Consider the following 15513-nt stretch of genomic DNA (forward strand, 5'->3'; position numbering starts at 1 on the left):
AGAGAAGCGGCTACGTTTCATGTCCTGGTCCTCTCGATGGGCCAGAACGAACTTCAAACCGGATTAGATCAGAGGGGCAAGGTCAATCCGAACGCCTGGAGAAGCTTAATCCGCAGTTCGGTGAGTTTGTCGCCACGGTGAAGCACTTCGTAGAACTGGCTAAAAACAAGAGACCCCCAGACCCGGCAGATTTGGCGTTGATGCCAGAACACGATGAATTGGAAAACGTTGATGCGATTGACAGGCTGGTAAAATATTCGACTGAACTGAAGCTTCCTCCGAAGACGCTGGCGGGCCGAAAATTCACTAGGTGGATTATGAGCCTCACTATGGTCACGTCGACGGCCGTGGCGCTGCTGGCAGTCTACGCTCTTGCTATAGCAGGATCGTTCAGGGATCTGTCGATCTATGCGCAATTTGCGTTGGTGACTCTAGGTTTGATGACCGCCGTGTTAGCTTTCCTGTTTAGGGTGGTGGCCAAGGATGATTGATCCGCCAACCTCTCCGCTAGATGTCGGACGCTGGATGCTGGCTTTGTCGGTCATCTATCTCGTCTTCAGGGGGACAGTCAGCTACAATCGCAAAGCGGCGCTGTGGCATTCCGCCTTTGTCTTCGACGCTCTCCTATTCGCGACCTCTGTAATGCTGCTGGTGGGTGTCTGGTTTCCGGCCACCCTAAAGGCTCTCGGTGACCTCACCATCTATTTGGTGCTCGCTGGGATGTCTGGCATTGGTTCAAGCCTCGGCTCAGCCTTGAAGAAGGACGGGGTAGCCGTGCCTGCCCACGCGCCGGAGCCGCCAGACTTTAAGCACCTGGTGCCCCGAGAGGAGCTGATTGAGATCGTGAAGGAGGCCAATCCACTTCATGACGCCGTCGAGGACGATGTCGAGAACGAATAGACGACCTACACCACGCCGTTTGGGCTGGTTGATATCAAGCGCTGAGGAACCCAATGGCAGATGATACCCTTCAGATTTCATTCCAGAACGAAAAACCATTGCCAGTCGGGGAACTGGGGAAACTCCTTGAAGATCTGGGTGGCGACTATCATCGGGTCACCGGTAGCCATCTCGTTCTTTCGAACGTCATAACCGGATCAACCCTGCTTATTCTGCAGGATGTAATCACCACGGTGGGAAGCGGAGCCGAGACAGTCTCTGCCGTACTCGCAGCGGCTGAAAATCTGCATTCGTTTTCCAAAAGACTAAAAGATTATCTCAAATCCTCAAAAACACCTCCTATCCTCTCCGACGCCTACAAGCACCCATCGCCAGTAATGAAGACAGGTGAGAGGCTGGCGAAGATTTCAATTGAGCAGAAAACTCCGTTCGGGCTGAAATACCACCGTGACGACAAGGGTGAGAGTATCGAGTTTAACTACAACCCGTCCGAAGCCGCTGAGATCCGGGAGAACATCAAGCTTGAGAGAATGATGCGCAAGGAGGCACTAACGACTTCACGGCTTCGGATAGCGGGACCGGCTCCCCAATATAGGCTTGAAGGACCGTCAACCAACGCTCAGGACGCGCAGAGCTTTAGGGTGCCGGCACTAGGGGCTGACCAGAGTGAGGCGGCGGTTTTGATCTGGGTCAATGTCTTAAAGGATAATGGCCTAGAATGGTTTTTGCCCAAACTCGCAGACGACTTTGAAGGTCAGGGAAATTACGAAGTGGCGAGAATTATCCGAACGCAGATCTCGGGGGATGATAAAGGCACCGTCAGCGTCACCGAGTAAACACTACCCTGCGATGAAAGCGCCTCCACCGAGCCCGACCAGAAACATTCCGACGTTGATTATCACCGTCTAACTTCTTGATTCAGCCACAAGCCCAAATTGCTGGATTTGGCAGCTCTGGAAGGATAAGCTTGGTTTGTGGTTCAGCGATGGAACAGAGACTAGCCGCAATTCTGGCTGCCGATATGGCGGGCTACAGTCGGCTAATGGAGGCCGACGAATCCGGCACGCTCGCACGCCTTCGGACCCATCGCATAGAACTGGTCGATCCCGCCATCGCGAAGAACAAGGGCCGGATCATCAAGACCACCGGAGACGGCATGCTCGTTGAGTTCCAGAGCGTGACCGATGCCGTGAAATGCGCCGTGGAAATCCAACAGCGCATGAAACGGCGCAATTCGGATGTGCCGCAAGAACGGCGCATCGAATTCAGGATCGGCATAAATCTCGGCGACATCATTTTCGACGATGAGGATATTTTCGGCGACGGCGTCAATATTGCCTCGCGCATCGAGCAACTCGCCGACGTCGGCGGTATCTGCGTGACCGCAGCGGTGGCGACCCAAATTGCCGACCGTCTCGAAATTGCCATGGAGGACCTGGGCGAGAAGACGTTGAAGAACATCAGCCGCCCGGTTCGCCTCTATCGCGTTGGGTTTGACAGTCCTGCCCTGCCGGAAGTCGAGGCAAAGCGATCCATCTCGAAACCTTCGATAGTGGTGCTGCCATTCACCAACATGAGCGGCGACCCCGAGCAGGAATTTTTCGCGGACGGACTTACCGAGGACATCATCACCGAACTGTCCCGCCACCATGAGCTGTTCGTCATCTCGCGCAATTCCAGCTTCGTCTACAAGAACCGCGCCGTGAATGTGCGCGAGGTGGCCGAGAAACTCACCGTCCAATACCTGGTGGAGGGAAGCGTCCGCAAGATCGGCGACAGGGTGCGCGTGACGGTTCAGCTCATCGACACGGCGAACGACGCTCATATTTGGGCAGACAAGTATGACCGGAAGCTGGACGACATATTCGCGATTCAGGATGAGGTGACGGCGGCGATCGCAGCCACGCTGCCCGGTCGTGTCGAGGCGGCTCAGCGGGACCAGCTCGCGCGGGCGAAACCTGCAAACATGGCCGCGTATGAATGTGTGCTTGCTGCCAAGGTGCTGCATCACCGAAGCACGATTGCGGATAATGAACGCGCGCGAACCTTGATAGACAGGGCCGTCGCGCTCGACCCCGATTATGCCCATGCCCATGCCTGGCGGGCCTGCATTCTTGGCCAGGCCTGGGTCCATAACTGGTGCGAAGACAGGGATGCCGTCTGGAACAACATTATGGCGGCGCTGGACAGGGCCCTGGCGCTGGACAACAACGATGCCGATGTCCACCGCATTCTCGCGGCAGTGAACGTGAACAACAATGAGCTGACCACAGCGCGCTACCATCAGGAGCGGGCGCTGGCCCTCAATCCCAATTACGACCTCGTGGTGGTGCAGCAAGGCGAGTTATTGACGTGGCTCGGGAGGCCGGAAGAGGGAATTGAATGGATCCGCAAGGCCATGCAGTTGAACCCACACCACCCGGAGAGGTTCTGGAGCCATCTTGGAAAGGCGCATTTCGCCGCGCGCCAGTATGGCGAGGCGATCGAAGCTTTCATGCATCTGTCGACCATGGACTCGGTTCAGCACGCCTTCGCCGCTGCCTGCTACGGCTGGCTCGGCGACGAAATCGCGGCCGCGGCGCATCTGGGCAAGATCAGAACGCTCGATCCCCAATTCGACCTCGAGTCATTCATCGCCACCCTGCACTATGCCCAGGAGTCCGATGTGCAGCACGTCCGCGAAGGACTGCTGAAAGCCGGTATTGCCAAGCTGTAGGCAGCCCGTAATTGCGAGCCAGATCCAATCGGGGACAGACAAAAAAGATCCCACCCGACGCGGACCTTGTGGCATGACCGAACGACGGGCAGGCCGGAGAAGCTTTTCCCACGGTATCGGTCTTTGGAAGCGAATGGGGAAAGCCCTCCCCCTGAAAAGGCGCCGCGCTAGTTGACGGTGCAGTTCGCACAAGACCCGCACGGCCGTCCCGACAGAAGGAACCCGCCATGAGAAAACTCATCATCACCGAATTCATCAGCGTCGATGGCATTGCCGAGGTCGAGAAGCTGCCGAGCGTGGCCTGGAACGATGAGATGCAAAAGTTCAAGGAGGACGAGCTTGCCGACAGTGGCGCCATGCTTTTGGGACGCACGACCTATCAGATATTTGCCGGCTCGTGGCCCAAGGAGACCGGAGATTTCGCCGACCGGTTCAACGCGCTGCCGAAATATATCGCCTCGACCAGCTTGCAGGCGCTCGACTGGCAGCCGGCCGAGCTGCTGCAGGGCGCGTTGCCGGACGCGGTCAGAGGGCTGAAGCAAGGCAGCGGCGGCAACATCTATGTGCATGGCAGCCTCAGCGTCGCGCAGGAATTGCTGCGCAACGGCCTGGTCGACCGCATCAGGCTGCTCAGCTACCCCGGTGCCGTCGGCCAGGGCAAGCTGCTGTTCCCGCCCGGCGCGCAATTGCCGCTCGAGCTGATCTCGGCCACGCAGTTCAGCAACGGCGTGGTGGCGCTGGAGTATGCGGCCGGGATGGCGTGATCAGCCAATCTCCCCCCTCGAGGGGGAGATGCCCGGCAGGGCAGAGGGGGTCGGTTCGACCGGGCGCGGTTCCTCTCTTTCAACAGCGGGGGTCGGCGCATTACGCGAGACGACCCCCTCTGTCGCCTTCGGCGACATCTCCCTCAAGGGGGAAGATTGGCAGCTTCCCTACACCGTCCGCTGCCTGCCCGCTACCGCAGCGTCTTCCCTCGCCTTCAGCGCCTGCTCCACCTCGCGCTTCAGCTCGTCCTTGATCGCAACCGTCTCGGCCATCAGCGCCTCGATCTTCATGAAGTCGAGCACCCGGTATTTCGACACAGCCGGCCGGACCAATATGTCGGGCCGGCTCTGGTTCAGCTTGCTGGCGATGATCGACTGCATCATCAGCTGCGTGGCGCCGAACATCAGGTCGACGGAGGTCGGGAATTTGCGGCCCGCCTCGGTCGGCGCGCCGACCACGTCGACGGCAATGATGATGTCGGCGTCGAGCTCGATCAGGTCGAACGGCACGGGATTGTAGATGCCGCCGTCGATAAGCATCCTGCCGTCGCGCATCACCGGGCGGAACACCGCCGGAATCGCCGCCGAGGCGGCCAGCGCCGAAGGCAGTTCGCCTTCGGCCAACACCGCGAGCTTGTGGCCATAAAAATCCGTTGCCGTCACCTTCAGCGGTATTTTGAGTTCGGCGAAGGTCTCGGGAATGGCGTCGGGCAGGAACGCCTTGAGGATGCGCTCGACATTGAACTGGCTGACCCGCAGGCCGCCCTGCATTGCCTCGGCAAAAGTGCCGGGCCGCGCCCGCCACATGCGCGTCGCCACCTCGGCGCGCCGGCCGAGGATCGAGCGCGCATAGTCGTGGATGTCCTTGCCGGTCATACCAGAGGCCATGCCGGCGCCCATGATGGCGCCGATCGACGAGCCGGCGATTGCCGCCGGCCTGATGCCCAGCTCGTCAAGCGCCTCGATAACATGGATATGCGCCAGCCCGCGCGCGCCGCCGCCGCCAAAGGCGATGCCGAAGCTAGGGCTCATCCCTTGTTGGCCGCGCCTAGCTTCGGCCCGACCACCATGACGGCCGGCTCGGCGGAGAGCAGCTTTTTCGCCACCGCTTTCACCTGGTCCTGCGTCACCGCGTTGATCAGGGCGGCGCGGCGCTGCATGTAGTCGATGCCGAGCTTGCCGAGCTGGATCTCGACCAGCGTTGAGGCGATCGCGCCCGAGGAATTCAGATTGTTGATGGCATAGGCACCGATCATGTATTTCTTGGTCGCCGCCAGCTCGGCTTCGGTCGGCCCCTCCTCGGCCATGCGCTTGACCACGTCGCGCACCACGGCCAGCGTCTCGGCCGCCCTGTCGGCGCGGGTCGAGGTGGTGATGGACAGCGCCTCGGAATGCTGGTGGTCGACGAGGTCGGAGCTGACGCTGTAAGCCAGGCCGCGCTTTTCGCGCATCTCGTCGAACAGCCGCGAGGTGAAGGCGCCGCCGCCGAGGATCTCGTTCATCAGCACCGCGGCGAAGAAGTCCGGCGCATTCCGCTTCACGCCGGGATAGGCGAGCTGCAGCGAGGCCTGCGGCTGGTCATAAACGACCTCGAGCTGCTGGCCGAGCTTCAGGTCGATGTCGGGAACGGGCGTCAGCGCCTGCTTTTCCGGCAGGCTGCCGAACACCAGGTCGAGCTTCTGCTTCAGCGTCTCGGCATCGATGGCGCCGACCACCGCGACATGCAGGCCGTCGCGGGCGAAATTTGCCTTGTGGAAGGCGCTGAGATCGGCCGGCGTGATCGTCGCGATGCTTTGCCTGGTGCCCTGGTCGGGCCGCGCATAGGGATGCCTGCCGTAGATCGCGTCCAGCCATTTGCGTTGGGCGAGCGTATCGGGATCGCGCTCGCTGGCGATGATGCCGGACAGGATTTGCGCGCGGATGCGGTCGATCGGCACCTGGTCGAAGCGCGGCTGGTTGACCGCCACGCGCAGCAGATCGAAGGCGCCGTCGCGCTGGTCGGCCAGCATGCGCATCGAACCGTAGATGCCGTCGCGCTGCGCATCGAAGCTCATCTCGGCGCCGACCTCGTCAAGCTTGATCTGGAAGGCCTCGCTGTCGAGGTTGCCGGCACCTTCGTCGAACAGGCCACTCATCAGATTGGCAAGCCCTTCCTTACCGGGCGGATCCTGCGTCGCGCCGCCATCGAAAACGAAGCGGATGGCGACGATCGGCACCGAATAATCCTCCACCAGCCAGGCGGTAATGCCCTTCGACGAGGTCACCTCCTGGATGTTCATGGCAGCACGGGCGGAAAGCGCGGGCAGGACGAGGAAGACGAGGGAGAGGATGAGGGTTGCTAGAAGCGGGCCGGCGTGCTGGCGCTTCCCTTCTCCCCCTGTGGGAGAAGGGGAGGAGCCCACGAGGGGAGAAGGCAGAGCGGGACCATGCTGGCTCATCATCACATCAATTCCCAGCTTGGGTTTGCGGCAGAAGATAGCCGGTCGTTGCGTGGTCGAGATTGAGATAGCGGGCAGCGACCGCCTTGACCTGGTCGGCGGTGACCTTGCGGATGCGGTCCGGCCATTGCTGAACGTCCTGGACGTTGCCGCCGGTGGCGAGTGTCGAGCCATAGATGTTGGCCATGTCCTCCTGCTTGTCGCGGGCAAAGATCATCGAGCGTACGAAACGGTCCTTGGATTTTTCCAGCTCGTCGCTGGTGACGCCGTCTTTGGCGATGCGGGCGATCTCGGCGTCGACCGCGGCCTCGACGTCGGCAAGCTTGGCATCGCCGCGCGGCGCACCGTAGACGGTGAAATTGGTGTCGTCGAGCATGGTGCCCTGGAAGAAGGCGCCGGCCGTCGCGGCGATGCCTTGCCTGACGACAAGCTCCTGGTAGAGCCGGCTGCGGTTGCCGCCGCCGAGGATTTCGGACAGCACGTCGAGCGCTTCGGCTTCGCCCGGCTTTGCCGTGTGATAGGACGGGACCACCCATTGCGTGGTAAGGCTCGGCACGCTGACGCGCCCGTCGGTCAGCGTCACCGTACGCCTGGTGTTCTGTTCCGGCTCGACCGGGCGGATGCGCGGCGGCAGATCCGGGCCGCGCGCGACCTTGCCATAGGTCTTTTCGGCCAGCGCCTTGACCGTTTCCGGCTCGACATCGCCGGCCACCACCAGCACGGCGTTATTGGGTGTATAGTACTTGTTGTAGAAGGCCATCGCGTCGGTGCGGTTCAGCTTCTCCATCTCCTGCATCCAGCCGATGACCGGAATGCGGTAGGGCTGGTTCTGCCACAGCGTGGCGTCGATCTCTTCGTCGAGCACCGCCTGCGGATTGCTATCTATGCGCGAGCGGCGCTCTTCGAGGATGACGTCGCGCTCGGTCTTGATGACATCGTCGGTGAGGATGAGGTTGCGCATGCGGTCAGCCTCGAAGCCCATCATCTCACCGAGCGCCTGCGGCACCACCGTCTCGTGAAAGGCGGTGTAGTCGTAGGAGGTGAAGGCGTTGTCCGAGCCGCCGATGGCGGCGACGGCGCGGTCGAGTTCGCCGGCCGCATGGCTGCTGGTCGCCTTGAACATCAGATGCTCGAAGAAATGGGCGATGCCGGACTTGCCCGGCGGCTCGTCGGCGCTGCCGATCTTGTACCAGACCATATGGGTGACGATCGGGGCGCGGTGATCGGGGATGACCACGACCTCCATGCCGTTGTCGAGCAGGAAATCGGTCACGACGCCGTCGTCGGGATTGTTGCCCGCCAGAGCCGGCGCGGCCATCACCAGAGCCAGCCCCAAGAGCGTTGCGCGCAGCCATTCAGCCTGAAATGTCATAGATGGCTCCGGTTTGGTGGTGGGACGATAGGCGGGGTTGCTGGTCGAGGCAAAGCGAATTGTGCGTCATTTTGAAGGCGCCATCGCGGACACCGAACTCAGGCGGCCTCGATGAACCGGATGACCGTCTCGCCATAGTTGCGCTCGTCGACAACCGAAAAGCCCGGCCCTGTCTCGAACGGCGCCGCCGTCGCTTCCTCGACGATGCAGAGCGCGCCGGGGGCGAGCCAGCCGCCGGCCTTGGCCGAGCGCAAGGCACGTTCGCCAAGGCCTTTGCCATAGGGCGGATCGGCAAAGACCAGGCCGAATGCGGCGATGGTGCCCGCCTCGCCCAAGCCCGTCGCGTCGCGGCGGAATATCTTGGTGCGGCCGGTGAGGCCGAAGGCCTCGACATTGGTGCGGATCACGCCGCGCCCTTCGGCGGATTCCTCGATGAAGACAGCGTAGGAGGCGCCGCGCGACAGCGCTTCGAGGCCGAGCGCACCGGTGCCGGCGAACAGGTCGAGGACCCGCGCGCCGTCCAGTCTTTCGGGAAAGCGATGCGCCAGCACGTTGAAGACCGCCTCACGCGTGCGGTCGGTGGTCGGGCGGATGGCAAAGGTGCGGGGCGTCGCCAGCGGACGCCCGCGAAACTCACCGCCGACGATCCGCATTGCTTCCCTTCGGGCCGCCGCGCGGCCGGTCGCCACCGCCATCCTGACGCTCGCCGCGTGGCTTGCCGAACGGCTTTGCGCCGCCGCCTTGCGGCTTGCCGCCGGGCTTGCTGTAAGACGGCTTGAACGAGGCCTTGCGCGCCTTGTTTTCTGCCGCCTTGGCGGCGTCTGCCTCCGCCCTGCCCTTGCCGATCGGCCGTGCGCCCGGCGCCATCCAGACATTGGCCTTGCGCTGGCCCGGCGGCTCGATCGGCCGCTGCTCGCGTTCGGACTTCTTCCCACCGAAGCCGCCACGCGGCTTGTCGCCACGGGGTTTGTCCCCGAAGTCGCTGCGTTCAGGTCTGGGGCCACGCTCGCCAAAGCTCTTTTTCGGCCCAAAGCTCCTGTCGGGGCTTGTCGACAGCTTGCCGAGCGCTTCGTCGCGGCTGCCTTCGCGACGCTTGCGGTTCTTGATCAGGCCGCCCTCGCCGATCGGCCGGCGTTCGCCGTCGCGGGTGAATTTCGGCCGCTCGGGCTCCTCCTCCCGCTCACGCCTGACCGGCTTGTTGGAAAACGGCTTGGCGATATCGGCGTCGAAATTGGCGCCGGACTCTTCGACCAGACGCTCGCCGAGTTGGTCGCGCAGCACGCGGCCCTTGATCTCCAGCACATGGCCTTCCGGCAAATCATCGAGCTGGAACGGCCCGTAGGAAATGCGGATCAGCCGCGTCACGTCGAGACCGAGCGAGCCCAGGATATTCCTGACCTCGCGGTTCTTGCCTTCGCGCAGGCCGAGTGTCAGCCAGGCGTTCGAGCCCTGCTCGCGGTCGAGCGTCGCTTCGATGGCGCCATAAAAGATGCCGTCGACGGCAAGGCCTTCGCGCAGGCCAGCAAGCGCGCTTTCCTCGACTTTGCCGTGGACGCGCACGCGGTAGCGCCTGAGCCAGCCGGTGGCCGGCAGTTCGAGGACGCGCGACAGGCCGCCATCATTGGTGAGCAGCAGGAGGCCTTCGGTGTTGATGTCGAGCCGGCCGATGGTCATCAGCCGCGGCAGCCCGGGGGGCAGCACATCGAAGACGGTCTTGCGGCCTTCGGGATCGCGGTTGGTGGTGACCACGCCGGCCGGTTTGTGGAACAGGAACAGCCTGGTGCGCTCGATCGGCGGGATCTCCATGCCGTCGAGATGGATGATGTCGCCGGGCATCACGTTGAAGGCCGGCGAGGACAACACCTTGCCATTGACCTTGACGCGACCGGCCGCAATCAGTTCCTCGGCGTCGCGGCGCGAGGCCAGGCCGGCACGCGCCAGCCGCTTGGCAATGCGTTCGCCGGCTTCTTCCGTTAGCTCGACGCGACGCGGGCGCGGCTTGAAGCCGCCGTCCGACCCCGCCCGTGCCGTTTGTCCACCTTGCGGCCGATCGCCGCCAAAATCACGCTTGGGACGATCGCCGAAGTCACGCTTGGGACGGTCGAAGCGCCATTCGCCGTGCTCGCCTTCGGCAGTGGCCGGCCGGTCGCCGCGCGGCGCGTAGGGCTTGCGCGGACCTTCGCGCTTCTCATAAGGCTTGCCCTCCGGACGCGGCCCTTTGCTGAACGGCCGGTCGCCGCCCTTGAAGTCGCGCTTCGGCGGTTCGCCTTCGGCCGCCGCTGGCCGGTCGCCGCGCGGTGCGTACGGCTTGCGTGGACCCTCGCGCTGTTCATAAGGCTTGCCTTCCGGACGCGGCCCTTTGCTGAATGGCCGGTCGCCTTTGAAGTCGCGCTTCGGCCGTTCGCCTTCGGCCGCCGCCGGCCGGTCGCCGCGCGGAGTGTAGGGTTTTTTGGCGCCGAAGGACGGCTTGCCGCCCTTGCCGGGAGCGCTATCGCGACCACGCGGCCCTGCCGGCTTCGGGCCGGCCTTGCGCGGGAATTTCTTGTTTTTGTCGTCCATGTGGCCTTTGCTCGTTTGCGCGGGTAGTAACAGGATCGCGCTCTAGTGGCGAGGAGATAATCGGAATGGAAACCGCGTGAAGCGGCAGGATTTCATGGCGCTGGCGCTGAAAGAAGCCGAAGCCGCCGCCCAGCGTGGCGAGGTGCCGGTTGGCGCGGTCGTCGTCGGCGGCGATACGGTCGTTGCGAGTGCCGGCAACCGCACCCGCGAGTTCGCCGATCCCACCGCTCATGCCGAGATGCTGGCGATCCGCGAAGCCTGCCGCAAGCTTTCCAGCGAGCGGCTCAGCGGCCACGATCTCTATGTGACGCTGGAGCCGTGCGCCATGTGCGCCGGCGCCATCTCCTTCGCCAGGTTGCGCCGGCTCTATTTCGGCGCTGCCGACGAGAAGGGCGGCGCAGTGGTCAACGGCGTTCGCTTCTTCACGTCACCGACCTGCCACCATGTGCCCGACATCTATCCGGGCATGGCCGAGAACGCTGCGGCAGCGCTGCTGAAAGACTTTTTTCGCGAGCGACGCGGACCCTGATTTTCCAGTCCGGCAGACGGTCCAAATCCAAGTCAGCCAATCCAGGCAAGAACGTCTCTGGCGCTGTCAGGCTACCAAGGCAGCCAGTCGAACATGCCGCCGCTCTTGCTCTTGGCGGCCGCCTCCTTCTTGAGGCGGCGTTCCTTCTTGTACTCATCCTCGCCGAGGTCATCCACCGGCGCGGTGGGGGCGGCGGCGCGGTATTGCACCGGCGGCTCGCTCAGATATCTGCGGGTGGTCGGGTCGCCCTGTTTGCCTTCAGCCAGACGGCGCTTGACTTCCGCGGCGCGGCCCTTGTCCGACTCCGCTGGAGTCCAGGCCGGCGGATGGCTCGAAGCCGACTGCGCCATCGCGGCCTTGACGGCCACCGGGTCGGTCTGCACGTCATCGACAATCTGCGCCTGGTAGGCCGGGTCGTCCTGATGCAGGGTGGCATCGGCGCGCAGGCGGGCACGGCGCTGCTCCGGCGATTCGGGCCATTCGGCACTTGCCGTCTCGATGCTTTCCTGGGGCGGCGGCAACACTTCCTTCTGCCCCGGCCCTGGCTTCACCAGCGTGGGGCGCGGCTTGTAGTCGATGTTGTTCTTGCGCTTGGGTGCAAAGGAAAAAGCCCCAGTGAGGTCGTCGGCAAGCTGCGAGGCAGCAGGCTTGTCGGTCCCGTAAGTGGGCGAGCCCATGCAGCCGGACAAGGCGAGGCCCGATACGACAAGCGGCGCCAGCAGCGCAACGCGCGCGTAAGTTCTCTCGGTCATGCCAAAAAGTCCCACTGTAGACAGCCTCTAAATTGCCGCCGGCCAAAGAAAGGTCCGGTCCCCGTCGCCTATGCTCTTCCGACGGAATTCCGGCGACAATTTGTCGTCCGGAGTTTCGCGTGTTTACCTCAACCACTCGTTAAGGGCAACGCGCCGGGGCCGATCGGCTGCCCGCCGTGGCATTTGTGCACCGCCTTAGAGGCGGCTCAAAGCCTTGAGTTCATGCAGGACAGCGGCGTCACGGGCCGAAACATCCGGGAATTCCGGATCTGAGCCGACATCGGCGGTGTAGCGCCAAGAGCGCGCGCACTTCACCAGGCCGCGGTTCTCCGCCTTCTCGACGACCACGGCGACGCCTTTAACGTCGTCGAGGGTAAAGCTGCCCGCCGGCGCCTTGCCGTGCACGATTACCAGATCGCTGGTGATCGCCATCTCGGCCATATCGACATCGGCGATCGCCGCTTCGAGCGCGGCATCGTCGAGGGTGACGACCGGCACCGCTTCCAGCGAAGAGCCGATGACCTTCTGCGCGCGGGCGATTTCCAGCGCGCCGGTGACGACACGGCGGACCTGCCGCACCTTGCGCCACTTCTCCGCCAGCGCCTCGTCCTTCCAGTCCGCCGGGATTTTCGGGAACTGGTCGAGATGCACCGAGACCGCATCCGGATGACGGTCGAGCCAAGCCTCTTCCATAGTGAAGGGCAGCATCGGCGCCAGCCATTTCACCAGGCAGTCGAAGAGATGGCGCACCACCTGCACGGAAGCCTTGCGCTTCACGCTGGAAGGCGCTTCGCAGTAAAGCGCGTCCTTGCGGACGTCGAAATAGAAGGCCGATAGCTCGACCACCATGAAGTCGAGCAGCGCGCGGGTGATGCGCTTGAATTCGAACGCGTCGTAGCCCGAGCGTACGACTTCATCGAGTTCGGCGAGCCGGTGCAGCATCAGCCGCTCCAGCTCCGGCATCTTGTCCAGCGGCACCTCCTCGCCGTCGTCATGGGCGAGTGTGCCCAGCATCCAGCGGATGGTGTTGCGCAGCTTGCGGTAGGCGTCGATATTGGTCTGCAGCACGTTCTTGCCGAGCCGTTGGTCTTCCCAATAATCGGTCGTCACCACCCACAGCCGCAAGATGTCGGCGCCGGACTGCTTGATGACGTCCTGCGGCACGACCGTGTTGCCGAGCGACTTCGACATTTTCCGCCCCTCCTCATCCATGGTGAAGCCATGGGTGACAACGGTGTCATAGGGCGCCCTGCCCCTGGTGCCGCAGCTTTCGAGCAGCGACGAGTGGAACCAGCCGCGATGCTGATCGGAGCCTTCGAGATAGAGGTCGGCCGGCCATTTCAGGTCGGGCCGGTCCTCAAGCGTGAAGGCATGCGTCGAGCCTGAATCGAACCAGACATCGAGGATGTCCATGACCTGCTGCCATCTCGAGGCATCGTGATTGCCGAGGAACCGCTCCTTGGCGCCGGCGGCGAACCAGGCGTCGGCGCCTTCTTTCTCGAAGGCGTCCATGATGCGCTGGTTGACTGCCTCGTCGCGCAGCACGTTGCCGTCGGCATCGGCAAAGACGGCGATCGGCACGCCCCAGGCGCGCTGGCGCGACAGCACCCAGTCGGGGCGCTCCTCGATCATGGCGCGGATGCGGTTCTGGCCGGCGGCGGGCACGAAGCGGGTATCGTCGATGGCTTTCAGCGCGCGGCCGCGCAGCGTCGTGCCGTCGCCAAGCTCCTGGTCCATATAGACGAACCATTGGGGCGTGTTGCGGAAGATGATCGGCTTCTTCGAGCGCCAGGAATGCGGATAGGAGTGCTTCAGGCGGCCGCGCGCGAACAGCGCGTTGCGCTTGATCAGCTCGTCGATGACAGCCTGGTTGGCGTTGCCCTTCTTGCCATTGTCGTCGATGACGCGCGCCGCTCCACCCTCGCGGTGCGGGCCGAAGCCCGGCGCGTCCTTGGTGAAGAAGCCGGCATCGTCAACGGTGAAGGGGATCGCAGTGTCGATGCCGCGCTGGCGAAGGTCAGAGGCGGCATCCATCCAGGCGTCAAAGTCTTCGCGGCCGTGTCCCGGCGCGGTGTGGACGAATCCGGTGCCGGCATCGTCGGTGACATGATCGCCGGCGAGCATGGGCACGGGAAAATCGTAGCCGCCACCCAGACTTTTGAGGGGATGCGAAAGCGTAAGATTTTCAAGCTCTTCGGCGCCAACGTTGCGAAGCCGATTCAGGGTGACCTTGGCCTTCGCGGCAGCGTCGTCTGCAAGTTTCTCGGCAAAGATCAGCTTTTCGCCGGGCTGGGGACCAAAGGCGTTCTCGGCCGCTGTAACCTCATAGAGACCATAGTTGATGCGCGGCGAGTAATTGACGGCGCGGTTGCCGGGGATTGTCCACGGCGTCGTCGTCCAGATGACGACGCTGGCATCAAGCAGATCGAGCGACGTCTGCGTCAGCTTGGGATCCAGGGCTGGCTGTCCATCCTCGATGTTGATGACCTGGCGAGCGAGGCTGACGACCGGAAACTTCGCCCAGATCGTGTCCGACTCATAGTCCTGGTATTCGACCTCCGCCTCGGCCAGCGCGGTGCGTTCGACGACGCTCCACATCACCGGCTTGGAGCCGCGATAGAGCTGGCCGGACATGGCGAATTTCAGCAGCTCGCCGGCGATGCGCGCCTCGGCGTGGAAAGCCATCGTCGTATAGGGATTGTCGAAGTCGCCGACGACGCCGAGGCGCTGGAACTCGGAACCCTGCACCTTGATCCAGTGCGCCGCAAACTCACGGCATTCCTGCCGGAACTCGTTAACCGGCACCTCGTCCTTGTTCTTGCCCTTGGCGCGGTACTGCTCCTCGATCTTCCATTCAATCGGCAGGCCGTGGCAATCCCAACCGGGTACATAGTTCGAGTCATAGCCGCGCATCTGAAACGAGCGGGTGATGACGTCCTTGAGGATCTTGTTCAGCGCGTGGCCGATATGGATGTTGCCATTGGCGTAAGGCGGGCCGTCGTGCAGCACGTATTTTTCGCGGCCGGCTGCGTCTTCGCGCAACTTGCGGTAAAGGTCCATGTCCTGCCAGCGCTTGACCAGCAGCGGTTCCTTTTCCGGCAAACCGGCGCGCATCGGGAAATCCGTCTGCGGCAGGTAGAGCGTTTTGGAATAGTCGATCGTCTCGGCGGTCTCGGTATCAGTCATTCGTCTGCCATATGCGTTGCCGGCGGCAAAAGAGCCCGGGCGTTGAAGTTCTTCGCTTTGACGCATATCGTCTTCCCAAAACCGGACCCACTTTTGGGCGATATGCGTTGATGATCTGGAAAAAGCGCGAGAGGCCGCGCGCAAGATTCCCGGCGGCCCCGGCGGCGGTCAAGCCGCCCGGAACACCGGGCCTGTAATTCGTATCGCAGTCGCGAGAAGGCGCGAAAAGCTCGTCATGGCTGGGCTTTTAACCGAGACAGGCGATATTGAAAAGCCCGAACTCTGATGCTTCCTTGC

13 protein-coding genes are annotated in these 15513 nt (G+C 63.0%); 6 read left to right on the plus strand and 7 right to left on the minus strand.

What is annotated here, in order from left to right:
- From NKH42_RS28725 to NKH42_RS28745, 5 genes are all read left to right on the plus strand, one after another.
- A partial coding sequence (locus tag NKH42_RS28725; protein WP_352974681.1) for a hypothetical protein occupies window positions 1-491 on the plus strand: 491 nt, incomplete at its 5' end.
- Window positions 484-900 (plus strand): hypothetical protein, encoded by a 417-nt coding sequence (locus NKH42_RS28730; protein ID WP_352481304.1) that lies wholly within the window; start codon window positions 484-486, stop codon window positions 898-900. The genes NKH42_RS28725 and NKH42_RS28730, both read left to right, overlap by 8 nt.
- 53 nt (window positions 901-953) lie before the next feature.
- Window positions 954-1736 carry a hypothetical protein gene (locus tag NKH42_RS28735; RefSeq protein WP_352754614.1) on the plus strand — a complete coding sequence of 261 codons (783 nt, stop codon included), beginning with the start codon at window positions 954-956 and terminating at the stop codon, window positions 1734-1736.
- A gap of 149 nt (window positions 1737-1885) precedes the next feature.
- Window positions 1886-3616, plus strand: a complete 1731-nt coding sequence (locus tag NKH42_RS28740; protein WP_352753710.1) for an adenylate/guanylate cyclase domain-containing protein — start codon at window positions 1886-1888, stop codon at window positions 3614-3616.
- Between the two features lie 227 nt (window positions 3617-3843).
- Entirely contained in the window at window positions 3844-4380 is a 537-nt protein-coding gene (locus tag NKH42_RS28745; protein WP_352754611.1) for a dihydrofolate reductase family protein, read from the plus strand.
- 168 nt (window positions 4381-4548) lie between these two features.
- Here the strand turns inward: NKH42_RS28745 and NKH42_RS28750 are convergent, their stop codons facing one another.
- The 5 genes from NKH42_RS28750 to NKH42_RS28770 form a co-directional block, all read right to left on the minus strand.
- Window positions 4549-5412 (minus strand): patatin-like phospholipase family protein, encoded by an 864-nt coding sequence (locus tag NKH42_RS28750; RefSeq protein ID WP_352753359.1) that lies wholly within the window; start codon window positions 5410-5412, stop codon window positions 4549-4551.
- Complete coding sequence (locus tag NKH42_RS28755; protein ID WP_502906434.1) at window positions 5409-6659, minus strand: M16 family metallopeptidase; 1251 nt, start codon at window positions 6657-6659, stop codon at window positions 5409-5411. Before NKH42_RS28755 ends, NKH42_RS28750 begins: the two co-directional genes overlap by 4 nt.
- 166 nt (window positions 6660-6825) lie before the next feature.
- Window positions 6826-8190, minus strand: a complete 1365-nt coding sequence (locus tag NKH42_RS28760; protein WP_352753362.1) for a M16 family metallopeptidase — start codon at window positions 8188-8190, stop codon at window positions 6826-6828.
- Window positions 8191-8288: 98 nt separating this feature from the next.
- Window positions 8289-8843, minus strand: coding sequence for a 16S rRNA (guanine(966)-N(2))-methyltransferase RsmD (gene rsmD / locus NKH42_RS28765; protein WP_352649677.1), 555 nt, complete (start codon window positions 8841-8843; stop codon window positions 8289-8291).
- Window positions 8824-10749, minus strand: coding sequence for a pseudouridine synthase (locus tag NKH42_RS28770; protein WP_352753364.1), 1926 nt, complete (start codon window positions 10747-10749; stop codon window positions 8824-8826). The genes rsmD and NKH42_RS28770 overlap by 20 nt, the downstream gene beginning before the upstream one ends.
- Window positions 10750-10825: 76 nt before the next feature.
- Here NKH42_RS28770 and NKH42_RS28775 point away from each other — a divergent pair, with 76 nt between their 5' ends.
- Window positions 10826-11278, plus strand: coding sequence for a nucleoside deaminase (locus tag NKH42_RS28775; RefSeq protein WP_352479909.1), 453 nt, complete (start codon window positions 10826-10828; stop codon window positions 11276-11278).
- Window positions 11279-11349: 71 nt separating this feature from the next.
- Here NKH42_RS28775 and NKH42_RS28780 read toward each other — a convergent pair whose 3' ends face one another.
- On the minus strand, window positions 11350-12030 hold the full coding sequence (locus tag NKH42_RS28780) for a hypothetical protein (RefSeq protein ID WP_352508897.1): 681 nt from the start codon (window positions 12028-12030) through the stop codon (window positions 11350-11352).
- A 195-nt stretch (window positions 12031-12225) separates the two neighbouring features.
- On the minus strand, window positions 12226-15216 hold the full coding sequence (gene ileS, locus NKH42_RS28785) for an isoleucine--tRNA ligase (RefSeq protein WP_352479907.1): 2991 nt from the start codon (window positions 15214-15216) through the stop codon (window positions 12226-12228).
- Window positions 15217-15513: the final 297 nt, after the last annotated feature.

Origin of the sequence: Mesorhizobium sp. M1142, assembly GCF_040318565.1 — a bacterium.
Lineage (GTDB): Bacteria > Pseudomonadota > Alphaproteobacteria > Rhizobiales > Rhizobiaceae > Mesorhizobium.

What these genes read in the sequence shown, in the direction of transcription:
- NKH42_RS28730 (WP_352481304.1), top strand. Translation starts at nt 484, where the DNA reads ATGATTGATCCGCCAACCTCTCCGCTAGATGTCGGACGCTGGATGCTG.
- NKH42_RS28735 (WP_352754614.1), top strand. Translation starts at nt 954, where the DNA reads ATGGCAGATGATACCCTTCAGATTTCATTCCAGAACGAAAAACCATTG.
- NKH42_RS28740 (WP_352753710.1), top strand. Translation starts at nt 1,886, where the DNA reads ATGGAACAGAGACTAGCCGCAATTCTGGCTGCCGATATGGCGGGCTAC.
- NKH42_RS28745 (WP_352754611.1), top strand. Translation starts at nt 3,844, where the DNA reads ATGAGAAAACTCATCATCACCGAATTCATCAGCGTCGATGGCATTGCC.
- NKH42_RS28750 (WP_352753359.1), bottom strand. Translation starts at nt 5,412, where the DNA reads ATGAGCCCTAGCTTCGGCATCGCCTTTGGCGGCGGCGGCGCGCGCGGG.
- NKH42_RS28755 (WP_502906434.1), bottom strand. Translation starts at nt 6,659, where the DNA reads ATGAACATCCAGGAGGTGACCTCGTCGAAGGGCATTACCGCCTGGCTG.
- NKH42_RS28760 (WP_352753362.1), bottom strand. Translation starts at nt 8,190, where the DNA reads ATGACATTTCAGGCTGAATGGCTGCGCGCAACGCTCTTGGGGCTGGCT.
- rsmD (WP_352649677.1), bottom strand. Translation starts at nt 8,843, where the DNA reads ATGCGGATCGTCGGCGGTGAGTTTCGCGGGCGTCCGCTGGCGACGCCC.
- NKH42_RS28770 (WP_352753364.1), bottom strand. Translation starts at nt 10,749, where the DNA reads ATGGACGACAAAAACAAGAAATTCCCGCGCAAGGCCGGCCCGAAGCCG.
- NKH42_RS28780 (WP_352508897.1), bottom strand. Translation starts at nt 12,030, where the DNA reads ATGACCGAGAGAACTTACGCGCGCGTTGCGCTGCTGGCGCCGCTTGTC.
- ileS (WP_352479907.1), bottom strand. Translation starts at nt 15,216, where the DNA reads ATGACTGATACCGAGACCGCCGAGACGATCGACTATTCCAAAACGCTC.